Origin of the sequence: Paraglaciecola algarum (assembly GCF_021532655.1) — a bacterium.
In the GTDB taxonomy this organism is placed as follows: domain Bacteria; phylum Pseudomonadota; class Gammaproteobacteria; order Enterobacterales; family Alteromonadaceae; genus Paraglaciecola; species Paraglaciecola algarum.
Window position 1 is genome coordinate 115,243 of the sequence record NZ_JAKGAS010000005.1, and the last position, 22,842, is coordinate 138,084.

19 protein-coding genes are annotated in these 22,842 nt (G+C 41.3%); all 19 read right to left on the reverse strand.

Annotated features, from left to right (window positions below):
• Nucleotides 1-69: 69 nt before the first annotated feature.
• On the reverse strand, nt 70-471 hold the full coding sequence (mutT, locus tag L0668_RS10770) for an 8-oxo-dGTP diphosphatase MutT (RefSeq protein WP_235312483.1): 402 nt from the start codon (nt 469-471) through the stop codon (nt 70-72).
• A 72-nt stretch (nt 472-543) separates the two neighbouring features.
• Entirely contained in the window at nt 544-3,246 is a 2,703-nt protein-coding gene (gene secA / locus L0668_RS10775; protein WP_235312485.1) for a preprotein translocase subunit SecA, read from the reverse strand.
• Nucleotides 3,247-3,414: 168 nt separating this feature from the next.
• On the reverse strand, nt 3,415-4,323 hold the full coding sequence (locus tag L0668_RS10780) for a M23 family metallopeptidase (protein ID WP_235312487.1): 909 nt from the start codon (nt 4,321-4,323) through the stop codon (nt 3,415-3,417).
• A gap of 242 nt (nt 4,324-4,565) precedes the next feature.
• A complete protein-coding gene (gene lpxC / locus L0668_RS10785; RefSeq protein ID WP_235312488.1) occupies nt 4,566-5,480 on the reverse strand; it encodes a UDP-3-O-acyl-N-acetylglucosamine deacetylase in 915 nt (304 codons plus the stop codon).
• A gap of 166 nt (nt 5,481-5,646) precedes the next feature.
• Nucleotides 5,647-6,819, reverse strand: coding sequence for a cell division protein FtsZ (gene ftsZ, locus L0668_RS10790; RefSeq protein WP_235312489.1), 1,173 nt, complete (start codon nt 6,817-6,819; stop codon nt 5,647-5,649).
• A gap of 82 nt (nt 6,820-6,901) precedes the next feature.
• Nucleotides 6,902-8,131, reverse strand: a complete 1,230-nt coding sequence (gene ftsA / locus L0668_RS10795) for a cell division protein FtsA (protein WP_235312490.1) — start codon at nt 8,129-8,131, stop codon at nt 6,902-6,904.
• A 59-nt stretch (nt 8,132-8,190) separates the two neighbouring features.
• Entirely contained in the window at nt 8,191-8,988 is a 798-nt protein-coding gene (locus L0668_RS10800; RefSeq protein ID WP_235312491.1) for a cell division protein FtsQ/DivIB, read from the reverse strand.
• Nucleotides 8,985-9,935, reverse strand: coding sequence for a D-alanine--D-alanine ligase (locus L0668_RS10805; protein WP_349815644.1), 951 nt, complete (start codon nt 9,933-9,935; stop codon nt 8,985-8,987). The genes L0668_RS10800 and L0668_RS10805 overlap by 4 nt, the downstream gene beginning before the upstream one ends.
• Entirely contained in the window at nt 9,932-11,416 is a 1,485-nt protein-coding gene (gene murC / locus L0668_RS10810) for a UDP-N-acetylmuramate--L-alanine ligase (RefSeq protein ID WP_235312795.1), read from the reverse strand. The genes L0668_RS10805 and murC overlap by 4 nt, the downstream gene beginning before the upstream one ends.
• A 32-nt stretch (nt 11,417-11,448) precedes the next feature.
• Nucleotides 11,449-12,540, reverse strand: coding sequence for an undecaprenyldiphospho-muramoylpentapeptide beta-N-acetylglucosaminyltransferase (murG, locus tag L0668_RS10815; RefSeq protein ID WP_235312492.1), 1,092 nt, complete (start codon nt 12,538-12,540; stop codon nt 11,449-11,451).
• Entirely contained in the window at nt 12,533-13,861 is a 1,329-nt protein-coding gene (gene ftsW, locus L0668_RS10820) for a cell division protein FtsW (protein ID WP_235312494.1), read from the reverse strand. The genes murG and ftsW overlap by 8 nt, the downstream gene beginning before the upstream one ends.
• A complete protein-coding gene (gene murD / locus L0668_RS10825) occupies nt 13,858-15,174 on the reverse strand; it encodes a UDP-N-acetylmuramoyl-L-alanine--D-glutamate ligase (protein ID WP_235312496.1) in 1,317 nt (438 codons plus the stop codon). The genes ftsW and murD overlap by 4 nt, the downstream gene beginning before the upstream one ends.
• Nucleotides 15,175-15,188: 14 nt before the next feature.
• Entirely contained in the window at nt 15,189-16,271 is a 1,083-nt protein-coding gene (mraY, locus tag L0668_RS10830; protein ID WP_235312497.1) for a phospho-N-acetylmuramoyl-pentapeptide-transferase, read from the reverse strand.
• The gene (locus L0668_RS10835) at nt 16,265-17,683 is read right to left on the reverse strand and encodes a UDP-N-acetylmuramoyl-tripeptide--D-alanyl-D-alanine ligase (protein WP_235312498.1); all 1,419 of its coding nucleotides are present in this window, start codon (nt 17,681-17,683) and stop codon (nt 16,265-16,267) included. The genes mraY and L0668_RS10835 overlap by 7 nt, the downstream gene beginning before the upstream one ends.
• Nucleotides 17,680-19,239: a UDP-N-acetylmuramoyl-L-alanyl-D-glutamate--2,6-diaminopimelate ligase gene (gene murE, locus L0668_RS10840; RefSeq protein WP_235312499.1), complete on the reverse strand. Its 1,560-nt coding sequence runs from the start codon at nt 19,237-19,239 to the stop codon at nt 17,680-17,682. Before murE ends, L0668_RS10835 begins: the two co-directional genes overlap by 4 nt.
• Nucleotides 19,229-21,124: a peptidoglycan D,D-transpeptidase FtsI family protein gene (locus L0668_RS10845; protein ID WP_235312500.1), complete on the reverse strand. Its 1,896-nt coding sequence runs from the start codon at nt 21,122-21,124 to the stop codon at nt 19,229-19,231. Before L0668_RS10845 ends, murE begins: the two co-directional genes overlap by 11 nt.
• Nucleotides 21,121-21,441 (reverse strand): cell division protein FtsL, encoded by a 321-nt coding sequence (gene ftsL / locus L0668_RS10850; protein ID WP_235312501.1) that lies wholly within the window; start codon nt 21,439-21,441, stop codon nt 21,121-21,123. The genes L0668_RS10845 and ftsL overlap by 4 nt, the downstream gene beginning before the upstream one ends.
• Nucleotides 21,438-22,373 carry a 16S rRNA (cytosine(1402)-N(4))-methyltransferase RsmH gene (gene rsmH, locus L0668_RS10855; protein ID WP_235312502.1) on the reverse strand — a complete coding sequence of 312 codons (936 nt, stop codon included), beginning with the start codon at nt 22,371-22,373 and terminating at the stop codon, nt 21,438-21,440. Before rsmH ends, ftsL begins: the two co-directional genes overlap by 4 nt.
• A complete protein-coding gene (gene mraZ / locus L0668_RS10860; RefSeq protein WP_235312503.1) occupies nt 22,373-22,831 on the reverse strand; it encodes a division/cell wall cluster transcriptional repressor MraZ in 459 nt (152 codons plus the stop codon). Before mraZ ends, rsmH begins: the two co-directional genes overlap by 1 nt.
• Between the last annotated feature and the right edge of the window lie 11 nt (nt 22,832-22,842).

Below are 22,842 nucleotides of genomic sequence, written 5' to 3' on the forward strand. Positions count from 1 at the left end.
TAATTAAGGTTGAAAGACTATAATTCGCTCATAGCAGACTGTTGAGACCTATCAACTAAAAGTCTCAGATCAAATTTTAGTTACTACAAGTCGTTGTAAAAGCTCAATAATGGCAACATTAGCAGCTGGAAATTGGTATTGGTTTAAGTCGGCTATGGCAACCCATTTAGCTTGCTGGCCCTCTTGTTGCTGGGCTTCGCCACTAAACTCATCTACTAACCTTACATGTAGTCTCACTTTTTTGTCACCGTAATCATGTTCAATAAGCGTTAGTTCAGTTTGTGACTTGACTTGAATGCCTATTTCTTCTTGTAACTCACGACTCAGGGCTTGATCAATACTTTCATTTGGCTCCCGCTTGCCACCAGGAAATTCCCATTTTCCGCCTTGGTGTAAATCATCAGCACGTTTACTAATATAAATACGATTGCCTTGTTTAATCACACCTACAGCAACATCCACAACTTTCATTAATCTGCTCCTTAAAACAAAAAAGTCGGACCTAAGCCCGACTTAATATATTTAAAATTAAAAACTAATTTTTTAGCTCAATTTACCATGACACTGTTTATATTTTTTACCAGAACCACAAGGGCAAGCATCGTTACGACCTACTTTAGGTGTATCTCTGACTACCGCGCGAGGACTTTCAGGTTTTGCAGCTTCATTAGGTGACTCATGCTGCATATTCATAGGTGCCTCGTTAGCCTGACGTCTTTGCTCTTCAACTGCTTCGACATCTTCTTGGGCCTTAACTTGAACTTTACTAAGAATACTCACCACTTCTATTTTGAGGTTTTCTAACATTTCAGAAAACAACTCGAAAGACTCACGCTTATATTCTTGTTTAGGGTTTTTCTGAGCATAACCACGTAAGTGAATGCCTTGACGTAAATGATCCATAGCCGCTAAATGTTCTTTCCAGCTACTATCCAAGTTTTGTAACATCACCGCTTTTTCAAATTGACGAATTACTTGAGGGCCAACTATCTCTTCTTTAGCTTTATATGCCTTGACCACTTCTTCTAAAATTCGCTCACGGATCACTTCTTCATATAACTTGTCGTCTTCGTCTAACCATTTCTGCACTGGCATATCTAACAAAAATTCACTTTTGAAGTGCTCTTCTAAGCCAGCTACATTCCACATTTCTTCTAATGATTGAGGTGGAATATATTGATCAACTATGCCGCTAACCACGTCTTCACGGATAGCGTTGATGGTTTCGCTAATTTCGCCTTCATCTAACAACTCATTACGTTGCTCATAAATGACTTTACGTTGATCGTTAGCTACATCATCGTATTCCAATAATTGTTTACGCATGTCGAAGTTACGGCCTTCCACCTTACGTTGGGCGTTTTCAATAGCTCTGGTTACCCAAGGGTGTTCAATGGCTTCACCACGCTCCATACCTAGGCGTTTCATCATATTGCCCATTTTTTCTGAGGCGAATATACGCATTAGTGCGTCATCTAATGACAAATAGAAACGAGAAGAACCAGCATCACCTTGACGGCCAGCACGACCACGTAATTGGTTATCGATACGACGAGATTCATGACGTTCAGTACCAATAATATGCAAACCACCAGCGGCTAAAACAGCGTCATGATCTGCCTGCCAATCTTGTTTTATTTTTTCAACTTTAGACGGTTTAGGATCATTAATTTTGTCTATTTCGGCCTGCCAGTTACCACCTAAAACGATATCTGTACCACGACCAGCCATGTTAGTGGCTATGGTTACCGCTCCAGATTTCCCTGCTTGGGCAATAATGTCGGCTTCTTGTTCGTGGAATTTAGCGTTAAGCACCTTGTGCGGTATCTTAGCTTTTTTCAAAACACTTGAAATAAGCTCAGAGTTTTCGATAGAAACCGTACCAACCAAAGTAGGTTGACCACGTTTCACACAATCTTTGATATCTTCAACTATGGCTTCATATTTTTCTTCGGCCGTTAGATAGATTAAATCAGCCTTGTCATCACGCAACATAGGTTTGTTAGTTGGGATAACTACTGTATCTAAACCATAAATACTTTGGAACTCAAAGGCTTCGGTATCAGCAGTACCTGTCATACCTGCTAGTTTGTCGTACAATCTAAAATAATTCTGGAATGTAATTGAAGCTAAGGTTTGGTTTTCATTTTGAATATTCACCCCTTCTTTAGCTTCTACTGCTTGGTGTAAACCTTCAGACCAACGACGTCCTTCCATAGTACGTCCAGTATGTTCATCAACAATAACAATTTCGTTATCCTTAACTATGTAATCAACGTCTTTAGAGAATAGTTTGTGTGCTTTTAGCGCCGCATTCACATGGTGCAACAAGGAAATATTAGCCGCGGCAAATAAAGATTCTTCTTCAGCTAAAATGCCTTCACGTTTTAATACTTCTTCTACAAATATTTGACCATTTTCGGTTAAATGGATTTGTTTACCCTTTTCGTCAATAGTGAAGTGCCCTTCGCCTGCTTGGCCTTCTTCATCTTCTTTTTCTTGACGCTCAAGTTCAGGAATGATCACATTAATTTTGCGATACAACTCGGAACTATCTTCTGCTTGCCCTGAAATAATAAGTGGCGTACGAGCTTCATCAATTAATATTGAATCTACTTCGTCAATCACGGCAAAATGTAATGACTTTTGTACTCGCTCTTCTGGGCTAAAGGCCATGTTGTCACGCAGATAATCAAAGCCAAACTCGTTGTTAGTGCCGTAAGTAATATCAGCGGCATAAGCTTCTTTTTTCTGCGGGTGGGTCATACCAGGAATGTTACAACCTACAGTTAATCCTAAGAATTCAAATAACGGCCGACTCCAATCAGCATCACGACTGGCTAGGTAATCGTTCACTGTAATAACGTGCACACCTTTACCAGAAATAGCGTTCAGATAAGTAGGCAAAGTAGAGGTTAGGGTTTTACCTTCACCGGTACGCATTTCAGAAATTTTACCTTGATGTAAAACTTGGCCACCCAACATTTGCACATCAAAATGGCGCATGCCAAATACACGTTTACTGGCTTCTCTTACGACTGCAAAAGCTTCAACTAAAATGTCGTCAGTGGATTCATCTTTTTCTAAACGCTGCTTAAACTCACTGGTTTTGTCTTTTAACTGCTCATCACTTAATGCTTCAAATTCAGTTTCTAACTGGTTAATAAGCGTGACAGATTTACTTAATTTTTTTAATGTTCGGTCATTACGACTACCGAAAATTTTGGTGAGAATACTCGAAAACATCGATTTACAGCTTCCAATCTAAATGATTAATATCTAAGTACACACTCAATTGTGCGAACCCCTGCGACCAAATTGGCCCTATACTAAAATAAAACAATCGGCTCACTAGGAGCCGATTATTGATAACTTAAACTTTTTAACTTTTAAGTGTTTCACACTTATATAAAGTTATGATTTTTTCCGATACACATATGGTAGTGGATCTTGTTGTTTACCTTTACGTAAAACTTCGTAATGAACATGAGCGCCAGTAGAGCGGCCAGTATTACCCATTACCGCAATATCTTGACCTTTAGTCACTACATCACCAATTTTGACGTTTAACTTTTTATTATGACCGTACCGTGTAGTGAGTCCCTGGCCATGGTCAATTTCAACTAACTCACCATATCCATAACGACTACCAGCCCAAGTGACTATACCCGCGCCTGTCGCTTTTACAGGTTCACCTTCTTTACCTGCAAAATCGAGTCCCTTATGCATAGTAGGTAAACCACTAAAAGGGTCTTTACGTACGCCATAGTAAGAGGATAACCAACCAGAATTAATTGGCTTACCTTCCAAACGGCTCTGCTCTTCTATATGGTGACTCAACATAATAGATTCAAGGGCATTCAGTTGAACCGATTTATCGCGAATTTGATCTAACATATTTTCCATTTTAACTAAGAGTTCATCTTGTGCTTTATAATCCACATCAGAACTGTCGAAAGGACCGCCAATACTTGGCTCTTGGTTAAAACTAAATTCTTCTGGGTTTAAATTGGCTTGTTCAACTAAACGTGAACCTAACGCGTCTAGACGCTGAATTTGACTTTGCATATCTGCTAACTTTAACAGCATGCCTGTTAGTTTTTGCTCAGTTTCACCTTTTAATCCAGCCACTTCTTTGGCTTGTTGTTGGAAACCTGCTTGAGCATTTTGAATACGGGCGATATCTTCTTGAGGTGAGGTAGTAGAACGACTTGAAATCAAAAAAAGTCCACAGCTTGCAAGCAACAAAATCATCAATTTTTGACGATTAATATTTAACGCAAAACGTGCGCGATTACTTCTAAAAAGTAATGTTATTTTCATTACAGGCGGCTACCTTTGGATATTGTAAATTCAACATGGAAATAAAAGATTAAGCCATAAAGTTAAACTCTGGTAGGTTTAACAGGTATCTTAAATACGACATACTGTTTAAATTTTATACACGACAATATATTTATATCATTTATACATTGCAGGTTAACATAAATAAGATCTTATCTGAAATGTATAAGTATATGTATTTAAGTTAAAAACTTAAAAATTGAGTCAATCTGGGAAGTAGATTAACTCGCTAAAATTGGAGATGCAAAACGAATTGGCATTTCGTCTGGTGTGTCGTATCCCACAAACTCCCAACATTCCTGGTTATTCAACAAGGCATTTAACAGTTTGTTGTTCAGTCCATGGCCCGTCTTATATGCCACTAACTCGCCAATAATACTATGGCCACCTAAATATAAATCACCAATAGCATCTAAAATTTTATGTTTTAAAAACTCATCGGTATAACGCAAACCTTCAGGGTTAAGCACTCGATATTCATCTAAGGCAACCGCATTGGCCATACTGCCACCTAAGGCTAAATTATGAGAGTTCATGTACTCAAGATCTTTCATAAATCCAAAAGTACGAGCACGGCTGACTTCTTCAACATATGATGATGAATCTAAATCTAACACCATATGTTGACGAGTTTGACTGATAACAGGGTGTTCAAAATCGATTCTAAAATCTACCCTAAATCCATCATAAGGGCGAAGTTCCGCCCATTTGTCTTCTTGTTCAACCCGGATAGGTTTAGTTACTTTAATAAATTGTTTTGCAGCATTAATCTCTTCAATGCCAGCTGACTGAAGTAAAAAGATAAACGGACTAGCGCTACCATCCATGATAGGTAACTCGTCACTGTCAACTTCAACAATAATATTGTCGATACCTAAACCAGCTAAAGCCGAAGCTAAGTGTTCAACAGTAGAAATCGTCACACCATCAGGGTTACTAATACAAGTACATAACATAGTATCGCCCACACAATCAGCTCGCGCAGGAATATCAGCATAAGGCTCAAGGTCAACGCGGCGAAATACAATTCCCGTATTCGCAGGCGCAGGCCGGAGAGTCATAGTGACCTTGTCACCTTTATGCAGACCTATCCCTGTCTCTTGTACAGATTGTTTGATGGTGCGTTGTTTAATCATAAATCTTTTTAACTCAATCACTTATCCGAATAAAAAGCGGCGCGTACTATAGCTAAAATATAGTATCTTGTCAAAAAAGTGTCATATAAGTTTTAAATGACGCCTTTTATTCATACTAAGACCTGTATTTCCACTAATAATTCACCAAACTCTTTGTAATCGACTTTTAATCAGCTTGTTTACGTAAAAAAGCTGGAATATCTAAATATTCTAAATCACTACCGGTTTCAGGCTTTTCTTCAGAAGCGACTGATTTAGCATTTTCTGGCATAACACCTGCGCTAGGCATAGCGTTTGAACCATTCGCCTGCAACTTAAATTCGCTACTATCGGCCATCACTTTAGGTGCACGATTAGATACCAAAGATATATCTGGTTTACGCTCTGCGCCAATACCAGTTGCAACAACCGTGACACGTAACTCGTCACTCATGTCCATATCGATGACTGTACCCACAACAACCGTAGCATTTTCAGAAGCAAAGGCTTTCACTGCATTACCCACAGTTTCAAATTCATCTATAGAGAAATCTGGGCCAGCAGTAATATTCACCAAAATCCCGCGAGCACCAGATAAATCGATATCTTCCAATAACGGACAAGCAATGGCTGATTCAGAGGCTTCTTCAGCTCTATCTTCACCTTTAGCCGTGCCGCTGCCCATCATGGCCGTGCCCATTTCAGACATAACTGTACGTACGTCGGCGAAATCCACATTGATCAAACCTGGGCGAGTAATTAACTCAGCAATACCCTGCACAGCACCACTTAAAATGTCATTAGCTGCACTAAAAGCTTTTAATAAAGGCGTGCCTTTACCCATTACTTTTAACAATTTTTCATTTGGAATAGTAATCAATGAGTCAACATATTTAGACAACTCTTCGATACCTTGTTCAGCAAAATCTGTCCGTTTACGACCTTCAAATGGAAAAGGTTTAGTCACCACAGCAACAGTTAGTATGCCTAATTCTTTAGCCACTTTAGCGACTTCTGGTGCCGCACCTGTTCCGGTACCGCCGCCCATACCAGCTGTGATAAACACCATGTCAGCACCTTCTAAACTCTGACGTATGGTTTCTCTATCTTCCTCTGCTGCTTGACGACCGATGTTAGGGTTCGCTCCTGCACCAAGGCCTTTAGTCACACCAGAACCGATTTGCAAGGTAACATTCGCAGCTGAGCTACGTAATACCTGTGCATCTGTATTGATAGCGATAAACTCAACGCCTTCAATGTTCTGACTAACCATGTGTTCAACAGCGTTACCGCCGCCACCGCCTACACCGATAACCTTAATTATCGCTTCTTCGTCATGACTATCCATTAACTCAAACATATTTACTCTCCGGTTTGTACATATAAGCAGTCAGGTACTAATCCTTGCCTGCTGCCAATTTTCTTTATTCAAAAATGAGTTATTAAAACTCGCCTTTAAACCAACTTTGAATCCTATGCCAGACACCATCACTGGCTTTATTTTGGGTGCTTAACTGACTTATTAGATGTTCTTTGCCGTACTGCAATAATCCAATTGCAGTGGCAAATTTTGCATCTTCTACGTATTCTGATAAACCTTTCATCGCTAGTGGCGCGCCTACTCGTACTGGCATTTGGAAGATCTCTTCGGCAAATTCAACCGCGCCTTCCATTTTTGCCGTACCGCCGGTTAACACTATGCCAGCTGCGACTTGTTCTTCTAATCCACTACCACGAATTTCATCATGCACTAACTCAAACAACTCTTGATACCTAGGTTCGATCACTTCAGCCAATGTATGTCTAGACATTGCTCTTGAAGGGCGACCTCCCACACTATGCACTTCAATACTTTCTTCCATGCTGACCATATCTTTTAGGGCGCATGCATAATTAATTTTAATTTCTTCCGCGTGACTAATAGGCGTACGGAATATCTTAGCTATGTCACTGGTAATCTGATTTCCAGCCGCAGGTATTACAGCTGTATGACGAATTGCCCCATCGGTATAAATCACTAAATCTATGGTTCCGCCACCAATGTCTACCACACAAACACCTAGCTCTTTTTCATCATCCGTTACAACGGCATAACTTGAGGCTAAGGCTGAAAATATCAATTGGTCAGCCACTAGGTCACAGCGTTCAACACATTTAACTAAGTTTTTAGCCATATCATCAGCACAGGTAATAATATGTGCTTGGGCTTCCATTCTAACCCCAGACATACCAATTGGGTTTTTAATTCCCTCTTGAACATCTATGGTAAATTCTTGTGGCAATACATGTAACAGTCTACGCTCGGCTGCAATTGGCACAGAGCGTGCTGCGTGTACTACATTGTCTACGTCTTCCTGGGTCACTTCTTGATTATTAATTGGCACCATACCACTTTCATTTTGGCATTTAACATGACGCCCGGAAATCGACATAAACACAGAAGACACGCTGCAATCAGCCATCAATTCCATTTCGTGTACAGCTCGTTTTACTGACTGCACCACTAAATTGAGATCGTTTACGCCACCTTTATCCATACCTTTAGAGGCGTGACTTCCGACCCCAACAATACTGATAGAGTTGTCATCTAGAAGCTCACCAACCACAGCTTTCACATTACTGGTGCCTATGTCTAAGCCAACGATTAGCTTTCTTTCTGTGCCCTTAGACATCTTGACTAACTCTCACTATTATCCCACTCACGTTAATAAATTCTCTGGTTATTATCATCTTAAACAGCTTTATCTAAGGTTTTCCAACCTACAGCTAAACCTGTGTCGTAACGTAAATCTACGTAATCAATCTGCTTTTTCTGTTGCGAAAGAAGTGGTAACAAATCCACGAATCGTTGCAACCTATCAATAAACTCAGTTCGGCCTAAATTCAGTTTTACACCATTGTTTAACTGGATATTCCAAGCAAAACGTTCACTTAAAAACATTTCCACAATATACAAATCAGTCACATCTAGTAGCGACTGCATATTTCGATAGCCCTGCAATGCTGTTTGTTCACTGCCACCTGGGCCAAACAAGTGTGGTAACTGCATTTTTAAAGCTAAATCTTTATCATTTAGCTGAGCATCGAACGCATCACCAAACTGATTCAACAACATATCGCCATTCCAAATCGCGGCGGGTTGTTGTTCAACCACATATATTTCTAAACCACTCGGCCAACGCTTTCGCACTGAAGCACGATACACCCAAGGCATGGCCTCAACAGTTTGATGAGTTTGTTCTACATCTAACTCAAAAAAACTGCCAGGCTGTGTGCGTTTAATTAAAGCTTCTATTTTGTGCTCTTGAATAAAAGTTCGCTCTCCCGAAACCACTATATCCTGCACCGGTGCTTTTTGTTCGTCCTCTAACCACACACTTAACTTAATGCCAGCGAAGACCAATAAAACCAAAACCGTAATAAAAAACGCCAACCCTAAATAAAACTGAGATCCTTTAACCCCTTGCCTCTGAGCGGATACATCCGCACGTTTAACCGCTCTTTTATCAAGAGCAGGCACCTCATTCATTTTACCAAATCCGTTGTGGCCAGTACCGCTAAAGATAATTCAGCAAAACTCAATCCTGCTTGCTTAGCCGCCAATGGCACCAAACTTTTTTCGGTCATGCCTGGTGCGGTATTCGCTTCAAGTAAATAAAAACGGCCAAGTTGATCACGCATAAAATCAACACGTCCCCAGCCGGAGCCAGCAACCGCATCAAAAGCCTCTAATGCTAGTTCAGCTAACTGTGATTCTTCATCAGCAGTTAAACCACTTGGGCAGGTATAAACCGTGCTATCAGTTTGATATTTTGCGGCATAATCATAAAAATCACGGGGAGTAGACATACTGATCGATGGCAACGCTTGGCCATTCAGTATGCTGACGGTATATTCTGAACCATGAACGAACTGCTCAATCAAAACTTTATTATCATATTTAAAAGCGTTTTGAACGGCTGTTTCTAGTTGTAGCGCACTATTCACGCGGGCCATACCTATGCTAGATCCTTCTTGCGCAGGTTTAACCATTACCTCATCCCCTAAGCTTGCCATTATAGCCTTGCATGATCCTGCATCAAAGCTTCTTTTGTCAGCAATTTTATAATTTGCTGTGGGCAGACCTAAACTTTGCCAAACTTGTTTACTACGGATTTTATCCATACACAAAGCGGACCCCAGCACACCTGTACCTGTGTAAGGCAAATTGAGCTGTTGCAATGCACCTTGTAGTGAACCATCTTCACCACCACGGCCATGCAAAACAATCACTACACGTTCAAATTTTTGACTGATTAACTCTGTTAAACTTTGTTCTGCTGGATCAAATTTATGGGCATCTACTCCTAGGCTCGTTAAACCGACTAACACAGCTTGGCCTGAATTAAGCGAAACCTCACGCTCAGCCGAAGTTCCGCCAAACATAACAGCGACTTTTCCGTATTCAGCAGGTAATTTAAGATTTTGCTCTATCACTGTTCTAACCCTTGCAGCAACACACTTGGTTCTAATTCTGCTCGTTGTAAATGTTTTGCGATTTGGCCGATATTACCGGCACCTTGGGTTAAAACTATGTCTTGATCATTCAAAGTTTCAGCTAATAATTTGGGTAATTCTTGGATACTCGACACATAAATCGGCTCCAACTGACCTCGTTGACGAATTGAACGACATAAAGAACGGCTATCTGCACCATCAATAGGCTCTTCACCAGCCGAATACACTTCTAACAATAACAACACATCAACCTGCGAAAGTACTTTTACAAAGTCTTCATATAAATCTCGCGTACGAGTATATCTATGAGGTTGATAAGCCATGACTAAACGACGGTCAGGCCAGTTATTTCTTGCAACCGCAATAGTGGCTTCTACTTCAGTAGGGTGATGACCATAATCATCCACTAAGATAGCTTGGCCTTTAGATGTGGCATAATCCCCTAAAAATTCAAATCGACGGCCAATTCCTGAAAATCCACCTAAAGCTTCAACTATTGCCTGGTCTTCGATACCTTCGTCACTAGCAACAGCAATAGCGGCCAATGAATTTAGTACGTTATGCTGACCTGGAATATTCACAGTGACCTTAAGAGGTGGTAAAACTTGATTAGCCATGTCTTTACGTAACACTTCAAACGTACTTTGGTTAAAACCTAATTGAATATTCACCGCTCTAACATCAACACCTTCAGATACACCGTAAGTTAGATACTTACGACCAATACGCGGAAGTAACTCTTTAATTACCGGATCATCGCCACACAACACTGCTAATCCGTAAAAAGGCAAATTGTGTAAAAAGTCGATGTAGGTATCTTGCATCTTCTGGAAATCACCTTGGTAAGTTTCCATATGATCGGCTTCGATATTTGTGACCACTGATACCATAGGTTGTAAGTGCACAAACGACGCATCACTCTCGTCAGCCTCGGCAATTAAATATTGGCTATCCCCTAAACGCGCATTGGTGCCTGCACTATTTAATAAACCACCTATTACAAAAGTGGGATCTAATTTAGCTTTAGCAAAAATGGTGGCAAGTAAACTGGTGGTAGTTGTTTTACCGTGAGTACCGGCTACTGCAATGCCATGTCGAAAACGCATCAACTCTGCTAACATTTCAGCTCGGCGAATCACCGGCACACGCTTTTCATTGGCTGCGGCAATTTCTGGATTAGTGGGATCGATAGCGCTGGACACAACCACTACGTTTGCTAATTCTACATTTGATGCCAAGTGGCCAAAATAGATTGTGGCTCCCAAATTTTCTAAACGCTCGGTCATGGCATTGGCTTGTTTATCAGAACCTGAAATAGCATAACCTTCATTTAACAATACTTCGGCAATACCACCCATTCCAGCTCCACCAATACCAACAAAGTGGATGTGTTTAATACGGCGCATCTCTGGCACATGATAATGAATAGGACTATCTACCTTGTTGGCGGCTAAATTCATGCTGCTTTCTCGGCTCATGCTGCTTTCTCGGCTCACGCTGCTTTCTCGCTTATTTCTATACAATAATCTGCCACTTGTTGTGCAGCATCTAATCGAGCAACAGTTTTAGCTTTGTTACCCATTTCAATTAATAACTTTGGCGATTGAATACAATCAGCCAATAAATGATTTAAAGACTCTACGGATAACTCCTTTTGCGGCAATAAATACGCTCCCTGCACTTCAACTAGCACTTGAGCATTTTTTGTTTGATGGTCATCTACCGCATGGGGTAAAGGTACAAAAATCGCTGCCACTCCTGATGCAGCGACTTCGGCTACAGTCAGGGCACCAGCACGGCAAATCACTAAATCCGCCCAATCGTATGCTGCTGGAATGTCATCGATGAATTCACATATTTCGCAATTAACATGGTTATCCATCAGAGGTTGATAAGCCTGTTGTACTTTTTGTAAATGTCCTGCGCCTGTTTGATGGCGAACATTAAAACCTTGTAAGCCTTTCAGGGCTAATGGCAAAGTTTCATTCAAAACCTGCGCCCCTAAACTTCCACCCACAACCAATAAATTTAGCGGGATATTCACTTGTTGCTTACTCGGTAATTGGGCAAACTCTGCTCTGACAGGATTGCCTACCCAAGTATATTTATTCACATCGTTAGCTGACTGCTGTTTCACAAAGGTATTATCGAATCCGGTAAATATATGCTCAGCAAAATTAGCTAACCATTTGTTGGTTAACCCAGGCACCGCATTTTGTTCATGTAAAACTAGTGGCACTCTATTTAACCATGCTGCAATTCCACCTGGTCCACTGGCGAAGCCGCCTAAACCAATCACTAAATTAGGTTTATATTGTTTGATCACCTTATGTGCCTGATAAATAGACTTAATAACTTTAAAGGGTGCAGCTAATAGTTTTAACAGACCATTGTTGCGTACACCGACTACATCGATAAAACTAATTTCATAGCCTGCTTGGGGTACTAACTGAGCCTCCATTCTTCCTTTTGTACCTAACCAATGCACTTGCCAGCCTTTGGCAGCTAGGTCTTTAGCCACAGCTAACCCAGGAAACACATGCCCTCCGGTTCCACCGGCCATCACTAAAATACGTTTAGTCATATTTAGCTCCGGAAAAATCGTTGGACACGACTTGTGTTTCATCGATTACTTCATCTAATACTTCAGCCACTTTTTGTTTAGGCTTTTTATTAGTTGTACGCTTTTTATTGGATTTAGCAGCCCCTTTATTTAAGGCTTGGATCCCGTCCACCCGCATTTCAAAATCAATTCGTAACAATAACGCCACAGCTATGGCCATGATGATGGTGCTGGAACCGCCATAACTTAATAATGGAAAAGTTAAACCTTTAGTGGGTAATATTCCGGCACTAGCACCTACGTTTACAGCAGTTTGCAAACTAAACCAGATACCAATTGAATAAGCTAAGTATGCGTCAAATGGACGTTCCTTAGTTAAGGCTTGATTACCGATGCGTAGTGCTTTCATGACAATCACTAACATAATAATCAGTACACATAACACACCTATAAAGCCCAATTCCTCAGCTAAAATGGCCATAATAAAATCGTTATAAGCTTCAGGTAAGTATTCGAGTTTTTGTAGACTATTACCTAAACCTTGGCCAAATAATTCACCTCTGCCATAAGCCATTAAAGATTGAGTCAACTGGTAACCACTACCAAAAGGGTCGGCCCATGGATCCAGAAATGAAGTCACTCGTTTAACCCGGTATTCTTCAAATACTATGAGTAACACCACAGCTAAACTACCAGCAATTACTAAACTGAAAAACTGCCATAACTTTGCACCAGCCAAAAATAACAAACCAATAGTGGTACAAAACATCACCACCACTGTGCCTAAATCAGGTTGCATCAAAAGTAAGACTGCCAGTACAAAAAATATCGCTAATGGTTTGATAAAACCTTTAATGTTTTCGGTGACTTCTTCGTGTCTTCGAACTAAATATCCTGCTAAGTAACAAAAGAAAAATAACTTAGCCGGCTCAGCTACTTGTACAGTAATTGGCCCAAGCACTAACCATCGGGTACTACCATTCACTGTACGACCAATCAATAACACAGATATTAGAAGTAGAATGGCTAATAGTAATAACCACACATTGGTTTTGCGCCACCAATACATAGGTATTTGTAGTACACACATAGCAATGCCAAGTGCCAATACTATGTAGATAGAATGGCGAATGGCGATATGAAATGGGTTATGGAATATGCGCTCAGCTGCAGGCATAGAAGCAGACGTAACCACCACTAGGCCAAAAGATAACAATGCGATACACAATAAAATTAACCAAAGGTCATAGGGTTTAAAGCTCTCTTGCTGATCTACTTTGTCATGCTTTAGTTTAAACAATTGTTTTAACGGACTAGTATTCCCCTGAGTTATTGCTGTCATGCTGCTAACTCCTTGACCGCTTGTGCAAAACATTCACCACGTTCTTGGTAGTTAGTAAACATGTCTAAACTGGCACAGGCAGGTGACAATAAAACCACATCATTTACCGCAACATGCTGAGCTGCAAGTTGCACGGCTTCGGTTAAGTTATTAACTTGGAAAGTACCCTCTTTTAGAGCAGCAATTTGGTGTCCATCTCGACCAAAAGTAATTAACACCTCTACTGAGTTTTGCAGGACTTCAGCCAATGGAGAAAAGTCTGCGCCTTTTCCATCACCACCAGCAATTAAAATCAATTTTCCCTGAATACTGGCTCGTAAACCATAAATTGCGGCCAGAGTAGCGCCGACATTGGTGGCTTTAGAATCATTGATCCAGCGCACATTGTTATGCACAGAAACTGTTTGGCACCTATGGGGTAACCCATTAAATTCAGTCGCGGCTAGTTTGATACTTGCCTGATCAATTCCAGCTGATAATGCTAAGGCCGCTGCTGCTTGAATGTTCAACATATTATGTTGACCTACCAACAAACATTTTTGGCTTGACAAAAAGCTTTGACCATCAAGCAAAATATGCTGTTTTTCAGGATCCCAAGAGAAGCCTTGCTCAGATGCAGATAAACCAAAGGTTAGAGCTTCGGTTATTTTTGACTCGTCGATTGGATGGGCTAAAGCATCATCTCGATTGATTACTGAGACTTGTGCATTATCAAATATCTTTAACTTAGCTTGTTGGTAACTAAATAAATCACCATGACGGTCTAAGTGGTCTTCACTCACGTTTAACACAGTGGCCACTAAAGGCTGTAAAGAATAAGTGGTGTCTAGCTGAAAACTAGATAACTCAAGCACAAATATATCCGCATCTTGGTCTAGCAGATCTAAAACAGGCACGCCAACATTGCCGCCCATCAAGACTTTTTTACCCGCTTGTTTGCACATAGCTGCCACCAAGTGAGTCACAGTAGTTTTGCCATTTGAGCCAGTTATGGCAATCACAGGCTTAGTATTAAACTGAGCAAATATTTCAATATCACCAATGACTTTTACGCCGGCTTCTATCACCTGTTTAAATACAGGCGTATTTAAGTTTACCCCTGGGCTGACCACCACTAAATCAGCATTGAGCAGGAGCTTAATGTCTAACTCACCTAAAATAACAGGAACATCTAGTTCAATATTTAAAGACTCTCGACTATCCATAGCCACAAGGTTGGCTCCTTTAGCTGATAAAAATCGTAGGCAAGACTGGCCCGTTAGGCCCAATCCCACTACTACAATATTTTTATTTGCTAATACCAAACTTGTCACTTAAGTACTTTCCTTTATCTTAATTTTAAGGTGGCCAAACCGATTAACACTAAAATCAAAGATATGATCCAAAACCTAACTATTACTCTTGGTTCGGGCCAACCTTTCAATTCATAATGATGATGAATAGGTGCCATTCTAAAGATACGTTTACCTCTTAATTTGAACGAACCTACTTGCAAAATTACCGACAAGGTCTCTGCAACAAATAAACCGCCCATGATAAACAACACAATTTCTTGTCTGATTAACACCGCTAAAATGCCTAAAGTACCGCCTAAGGCCAGTGAGCCGACATCCCCCATAAAGACTTGCGCCGGATAAGTGTTAAACCATAAGAACCCTAATCCCGCACCAACCATAGCGGTACATACCACTACTAGTTCGCTGGTTAATGGCAGATAAGGAATATTTAGATAGGCAGAAAAATTCACATGGCCAGTGGCATAAGCAAAAATGGCAAACGCTCCTGCCACCAAGATAGTCGGCACTATGGCCAGGCCATCTAAACCGTCGGTTAGATTTACCGCATTACTGGTACCTACAATCACAAAATAGGTCACCACAATAAATAACATACCCAATTGCGGCATAACTTCTTTAAAGAAAGGCACTAACAAGGCTGTTTCGGCAGGATTTTGTTGGGCAGAATATAAATATAACGCAACACCAATCGCCACAATTGATTGCCAAAAATATTTCCAGCGAGCAATTAGACCTCTGGCGTCTTTACGAATAACTTTACGGTAGTCGTCTATAAAACCAATAATGCCGTAACTCACCAACACAAAAAGGGTTACCCAAACATATCGATTAGTTAAATCTGCCCATAACAACACACTGCTCACTATGGCTGCTAAAATTAGTAAGCCCCCCATTGTAGGTGTGCCTGATTTAGCCAAATGAGATTCAGGCCCATCATCACGTACCGTTTGGCCGATTTGCATTCTTTGTAACCAAGTAATCATTTTAGGCCCAATGATCAAAGCCATAGCTAAAGCGGTTAAAGTGCTTAAAATGGCACGCAAAGTAATATATTCAAATACTCGAAAACCAGAATCAAATTGCTGTAGCCAATCGGCTAGCCACATCAACATGCAATGCGCTCCCTAACCCTTTCAAGCTTTCCCAATGGAGAGTCCTCCAAGGCTTTTACTACTAACTCCATTCGGGCACTACGTGAGCCTTTAACCAAGATACTAATATCACATTTTTCAAAAATGACGTGTTCATTTAAAAACTCGATCATTTGAGCTAACTCACTAAAATGTTTACCCTTTTGCTCAAATACAGCACTGGCGCTTTGGCTTAATACACCTAAACTGTACAACTCATCAATGCCCTGTTGTTTAGCATATTCGCCTACTTTTTCATGGTAATAACGGGCTTTTTCACCCAATTCCGCCATGTCACCTAATAACAATATTTTTCGGCCAGCAAAACTAGATAACAAGTCAATAGCTGCATTAACCGAAGCCACATTCGCGTTGTATGTATCATCAATAATTTTGACTTGATTAGTTAACTGTTTAACTTGTAAACGCCCAGACACATGAGGCATTGCTCGTAAACCTTCTTGCACATCACTAAGGCTAGCGCCCACTTCCATAGCTAATGAAGCTGCCACTAGTGCGTTACTCACATTGTGCGTGCCTGGCAGAGCTAGTGTAATACCAATACGACCTGTAGGTGTAACCAAATCAAACTGAGCACAGCCGTCTAAGCCTAAGGTAATATCTTCAGCAAACACATCAGCTGCTTTTTCAGCTGAAAAAGTTTGTACTTTGTTGTACTTGAGTTTTCCTAACCAATAATCAGCAAACTGACTATCTGCATTAACTATTGCTAAGCCTTTATTCGCCCCCTTCTCTGATAGTCCTTTAAATATTTCACTTTTGGCGCGCGCTACACCTAATAAACTGCCAAATCCTTCTAAGTGAGCAGCAGCAGCATTCACTATGGTAGCCACGTCCGGCTTAACTAAGTTGGTGGTATAAGCAATTTCACCTAAATGGTTGGCACCCATTTCAATCACTGCAAACTCGTGATGTCTTTCTAACCGCAATAATGTCATGGGCACACCAAGATCATTATTGAAGTTACCTTTAGTGGCTAATACTTTTCCACGGCGAGACAAAATAGCCGCTACCATTTCTTTAACCGTGGTTTTACCACTACTACCAGTAATACCAATAGTTTTAGGTGCCACCTCAGCTTTGACTGCCGCACCCAATCGACCTAAAGCTAATTTGGTATCGTCAACTAAAATACAAGGTAAGTCAGTATCTATTTTGCGGGAGACGATTAAACCAATAGCGCCTTTTTCTTTAGCTTGTTGTGCAAACTTATGACCATCAAAATTAGGCCCGACTAAAGCTAAAAAAAGATCACCAGGCTGAATGCTTCGAGTGTCGGTACTCACACCTGACACCACTATGCTACTGTCAAATTGACCTAATAGTTGTCCCTGGGCCTGCTCAGCGACCCAAGAAAGTGAAACCGGGATCATACGTTTTTCCCCTTTTGAAATTGTGATACAAACAAACGCTCATCGTATGCCAGTGATTGATTACCTATTATTTGATATTGTTCGTGTCCTTTGCCGGCCACTAAAATCATATCGCCTGCAACTGATTGACTAGCTGCCAGCTGAATAGCTTGTTTACGATCATGTTCAACCGTGATGACATCTGGATTTCTGCAACCCGCTAAAATGTCATTTATAATTAAGTTTGGATCTTCACTGCGTACATTGTCGTCAGTCAAAATCACACTATCTGCTAATTGTTCAGCTATTTCGCCCATTAATGAACGTTTACCTGAATCTCTGTCTCCACCACAACCAAACACACAATACAGCTTGCCTTGGCAATGTTGCCTAGTAGCCTGTAAGGCTTTTTCTAATGCATCTGGAGTATGGGCGTAATCTACCACTACTGTGGCTGATTGTGGACGGGTGAATATTTCCATGCGCCCCGCGACTGGTTTTAATTTTTGCGCTACATAAGCAATTTGTTTTAGGCTTTTACCTAGGCAAAGTTGTGCACAAATTGCTGCTAACACGTTAGATACATTAAATTGCCCTAACAATGCCAAACGTAACTCACAATCTCCCCAAGAGGATTGCAAAGACATACGGATCCCCGATGAGCTGTAATGCACATTTTTAGCAATACAATACTTATGGGTTCCAGGCACAGCTTGAGCTTGAATAGTTTGACCAAACAACACGCAAGTAGCTGAACTTGGCACCTCAGCTAACCAGTTTTTATGTTCTACATCGTCAGCATTTATCACCACAAAAGCTAATTCGGGCTGAGCTAATAATTGCCTTTTGGCTGCCGCGTATGCCGACATTGAGCCGTGATAATCTAAATGATCACGGGTTAAGTTGGTAAACACAGCTACGTCAGTTTTAATGGCTTTGATACGATTTTGAACTAAAGCATGAGACGAAGCTTCTAAGGCCACTTGAAAAGCACCATCTCCTACAAATTCAGCCAGCAATGCTTGCATACTTATGGCGTCAGGTGTGGTATTAACCGTGGTTTGTAAACTAGCTCCAGCTTTTGGCTGATACATACCGGCACCTAAGGTACCAATAGACGCTGCTTGCTCCCCCAATAAATTTGCTAATTGGCTAGTCAACTGCACGGTAGACGTTTTACCATTGGTGCCAGTGATGGCAATCACAGAAAGAGAATTGGCCGGAAACTGATAAAACCAGCCAGCTAATTCAGACAATTTTTCTGGAAGTCGATAAAACCCTACGACCAAACTTTGTTCACGCATTTGCACACAGCCGTGCTCTGATGGATTGTCACATTCAGCCAAAATCACTTTAGCGCCTAGACTCACAGCTTGAGGAATAAAATCTCGGCCATCTCGGACATGCCCTTTGACTGCCACAAACGCTTTATGGATCGACACATCACGACTGTCTAACACTAGGCCACTGATCATGATATCTGGCGCATCTATCGAAAAGTGCGCTAACAAAGGTTTGATACTTTGATCAAACGCTTGAGGGAATTGATTATCAATAGTCACCATATCAGCCTGCATCTTGACTCCTAGAGTTTTTACTCATAGGTGTGGTAGCTAAAGACGGCACGGTTTTGTCATCGGGTGGCACATTCAATAATTGCAGGCTAGCCGCCATAACTTCGGCAAAAACAGGCGCGGCTGTATGGCCTGCATAATAATGTTCACCTTTTGGTTCATTAATTAAAATCACTACCGCTAACTGAGGGTCAGATACAGGTGCCACACCAGCAAAAATATTCACATATTCATCACCATAACCATTGGCAATCGCTTTACGACTAGTGCCGGTTTTACCTGCTACACGATATCCTGGAATGCGGGCTTTTTCTGCAGAGCCACCTTTTTGCACCACACTTTCCATCATCTGTAACACTTGTTGGGTAGTTTGACGACTGATCACTCTTTCACTTTCAACCGGCTCCTCAGATTTGATGATACTCAATGGGCGTTTAATCCCGCCGTCACCTAAAATGCTATACATGCGAGCCAATTGTAGGGCGGTAACCGATATGCCATAACCAAACGAAAGGGTCGATAATTCAAAATCAGACCAGCGATTACGCTCATTAAATATGCCGTTACTCTCACCTAGTAAATTAGCCCCACTGTCGCTCATCAGGCCAACGTTGTAATAAGTATCAATTAAAAATTCTTTAGGTACAGACAAAGCCAACTTTGAGGTGCCCATATTGCTAGATTTACGAATAATTTCAGTGAGATCGATTTTTCCATAATTACGTGAATCACGAACTATATTACCGCCCAAATGCATCCAACCCGGAGAGGTGTCAATTACCGTATCCAGCTCGGCAGAGCCAAACTCTAAAGCACTTAACACAGCTAAAGGTTTAACCGAAGAACCTGGCTCATATGCGTCAGTCACCGCTCGATTACGCACTCTATGAGGCATCGCGGTGGCTTTGTTATTTGGATTAAAAGACGGGCTATTGACTAAACCTAAAATTTCACCACTTTTTACGTCGACCACTATGGCCGAGCCAGATGCGGCTCGATAATATTGCACTGCTTGTTTCAATTCTTTGTAGGCAATCGCTTGAATACGTTGATCTATGGTGAGTTGAATATCTTGTGGTTTTTCCCCTTCGGTAAACTCCAACAATTCCACCATACGGCCTTTTCCGTCGCGGCGAATTTTTCGCGAACCTTTTGAGCCAGCCAACCATTTGTTATATAACTTTTCGACCCCTTCAATGCCCACATCATCCACATCGGTAAAACCAACAATATGTGCTGATACTTCGCCACTTGGGTAATATCTTCTCGACTCATCGCGCAAGTGTACCCCAGCCAATTTAAGCTGTTGCACATATTCAGCCATAGCGGGTGACACTTGACGCTGAATATACACAAAAGTATCTTCAGGATCGCTCACCTTGTTTTTCAAGGCTTTAAGATCTTGGCCTAATATTTCAGCTAATGCTTTCCACCTTTTGGCATTGGCTGACAGTTTAAGGGCTAAATCAAACTCAGGATCTTTACTAGCTTGCTCTTCAAGAGCTAACATCGACTCAGCGATAGTTTTAGGGTTGGCCCAAATAGCTCTAACTGGCACACTTACTGCTAATTGCTGACCATTTCTGTCTGTAATCAAACCTCTGTGTAGCGGATTGCTGTGGGTACGCAAGGTACGGCTATCGCCCCGTTTTATTAATAAATCAGGTGCCACTACTTGGATGTAAACCGCACGGGCACTTAAGCCTACAAACACCAAAATAATAGCGCCAATCACTACCACAAAACGCCAATGTAATAACTCTGGCACACTGTTTGGCTTAGCATGATGAGACCTAACGTGGCTTGTCTTCGCCTTACTAGAATTAGCGTGATTGGCCTTTTTAGCCTTACTACTTTTATTAACTTGGCGACCAGTATTTAAGCTCATTTTACCCTCACCACAATTTCTTCATTGGGTTCTGGGCGATGCATATTGAGTTCTGTTTTCACCAAATTTTCAATACGGTTATGTTCACTCAAGGCACTTTGCTCAAGAACTAAATTTCGCCACTCAACATCAAGCCTGTCTTGCTCTTGCATCAACCTTTCGATGGCTATCGACATCTGTCGATTATGGTGAGCACTCAGGATCACCAAACCCGCACTAACCAATACGGCTAGAAACAACAAAACCCGCACAGGATGGCGGGCTAAATCAGCGAGTATAAAACTGAGTAGGTTGAAGTTGGTGTTTGCAGTTTTCACAATTTTTCAGCCACCCTTAACACCGAGCTTCTGGCCCTGACATTTTGGTTTAATTCATCAGCTGATGGCTTGATAGCCTTGCCTATTGTTTTCATGGCTTTGGCAGCATCGATTTCAGCCTGCATTATGGGTAAACCTGCTGGCACTTGAAGTCCACGACTTTGTTCACGCATAAATCGTTTCACTAACCTGTCTTCCAAAGAGTGGAAACTGATCACAGCTAAACGTCCAGTTGGAGCCAAAGTATTGAGAGCGGCCTTTAAGCCAGTTTTGATTTCATCTAACTCGCTATTGATATAAATACGAATGGCTTGAAAACTGCGAGTAGCCGGATGTTTATATTTATCTTTTACTGGCACCGCTTGGTCAATAATTTCGGCTAATTGAGAAGTGGTAGTGATAGGAGTAACTTGACGAGTATTCACTATGGCGTGGGCGATACGTTTGCCAAACTTTTCTTCGCCAAACTCCTTAATAACTTGGGTAATGTCTTGCTCTTCAGCTTTAGCTAACCACTGAGCGGCACTTAACCCCTTAGAAGTGTCCATACGCATATCTAATGGGCCAGAGCGCATAAAACTAAAACCACGCTCTGCGTCATCTAGTTGTGGAGAAGATACACCTAAGTCCATTAAAATACCGTCTACCTTGCCTACCAAGCCCAATTCTTCAGCCACCTTTTCTAAATCAGAAAAAGCACTGTGGTGAATTGAAAAACGTGCATCATCCGCAAAAGTTTGGGCAGCTTGAATCGCAGTAGGATCTCGGTCAATAGCGATTAAACGGCCTTTATCGGACAGCTTATTTAAAATCTGTTTTGAATGTCCACCACGACCAAAAGTAGCGTCTAAATACACACCATCAGGCTTGATGTCTAATCCGTCGATTGACTCCTGTAATAAAACAGATAGATGTGAGAATTCGTTGTCCATTAAAGTGAGAAATCCTGCAGTCGCTCAGTTAATTCAAAGTTGGCTTCTTGCTCTGTTGCTACATCTAAATCAATTTGTTGTTGCCAAACGTCTGCATCCCAGATCTCAAACTTATTGAACTGGCCTACTAACATGATTTGTTTATCTAATTTGGCATGTTGGCGTAATGGCGCACCTAATAAAAAGCGCCCATTTTTATCCATATCCCCCTCAGTGGCATGCCCCAATAACAAACGCTGCATACGACGTTCATGAGGATTCATGCTAGATAAACGACTGAGCTTAAGCTCAATTTCTTCCCATTCGGGTAGTGGGTAAAGCAGCAAACAAGGCTGCTGAGTATCTACTGTACAAACTAGTTGTCCCTGACAATCATCCAGCAGGGATTGACGGTACCGGGTAGGTATCGTAACTCGCCCTTTTATATCTAGATTGATTGCGTTAGCGCCGCGGAACATTCCCCTAACCT

Excerpts from the sequence above, each read along its gene's own strand:
- mutT (WP_235312483.1), bottom strand. The coding sequence starts at position 471 with ATGAAAGTTGTGGATGTTGCTGTAGGTGTGATTAAACAAGGCAATCGT.
- secA (WP_235312485.1), bottom strand. The coding sequence starts at position 3,246 with ATGTTTTCGAGTATTCTCACCAAAATTTTCGGTAGTCGTAATGACCGA.
- L0668_RS10780 (WP_235312487.1), bottom strand. The coding sequence starts at position 4,323 with ATGAAAATAACATTACTTTTTAGAAGTAATCGCGCACGTTTTGCGTTA.
- lpxC (WP_235312488.1), bottom strand. The coding sequence starts at position 5,480 with ATGATTAAACAACGCACCATCAAACAATCTGTACAAGAGACAGGGATA.
- ftsZ (WP_235312489.1), bottom strand. The coding sequence starts at position 6,819 with ATGTTTGAGTTAATGGATAGTCATGACGAAGAAGCGATAATTAAGGTT.
- ftsA (WP_235312490.1), bottom strand. The coding sequence starts at position 8,131 with ATGTCTAAGGGCACAGAAAGAAAGCTAATCGTTGGCTTAGACATAGGC.
- L0668_RS10800 (WP_235312491.1), bottom strand. The coding sequence starts at position 8,988 with ATGAATGAGGTGCCTGCTCTTGATAAAAGAGCGGTTAAACGTGCGGAT.
- murC (WP_235312795.1), bottom strand. The coding sequence starts at position 11,416 with ATGAATTTAGCCGCCAACAAGGTAGATAGTCCTATTCATTATCATGTG.
- murG (WP_235312492.1), bottom strand. The coding sequence starts at position 12,540 with ATGACTAAACGTATTTTAGTGATGGCCGGTGGAACCGGAGGGCATGTG.
- ftsW (WP_235312494.1), bottom strand. The coding sequence starts at position 13,861 with ATGACAGCAATAACTCAGGGGAATACTAGTCCGTTAAAACAATTGTTT.
- mraY (WP_235312497.1), bottom strand. The coding sequence starts at position 16,271 with ATGTTGATGTGGCTAGCCGATTGGCTACAGCAATTTGATTCTGGTTTT.
- L0668_RS10835 (WP_235312498.1), bottom strand. The coding sequence starts at position 17,683 with ATGATCCCGGTTTCACTTTCTTGGGTCGCTGAGCAGGCCCAGGGACAA.
- murE (WP_235312499.1), bottom strand. The coding sequence starts at position 19,239 with ATGCAGGCTGATATGGTGACTATTGATAATCAATTCCCTCAAGCGTTT.
- L0668_RS10845 (WP_235312500.1), bottom strand. The coding sequence starts at position 21,124 with ATGAGCTTAAATACTGGTCGCCAAGTTAATAAAAGTAGTAAGGCTAAA.
- rsmH (WP_235312502.1), bottom strand. The coding sequence starts at position 22,373 with ATGGACAACGAATTCTCACATCTATCTGTTTTATTACAGGAGTCAATC.
- mraZ (WP_235312503.1), bottom strand. The coding sequence starts at position 22,831 with ATGTTCCGCGGCGCTAACGCAATCAATCTAGATATAAAAGGGCGAGTT.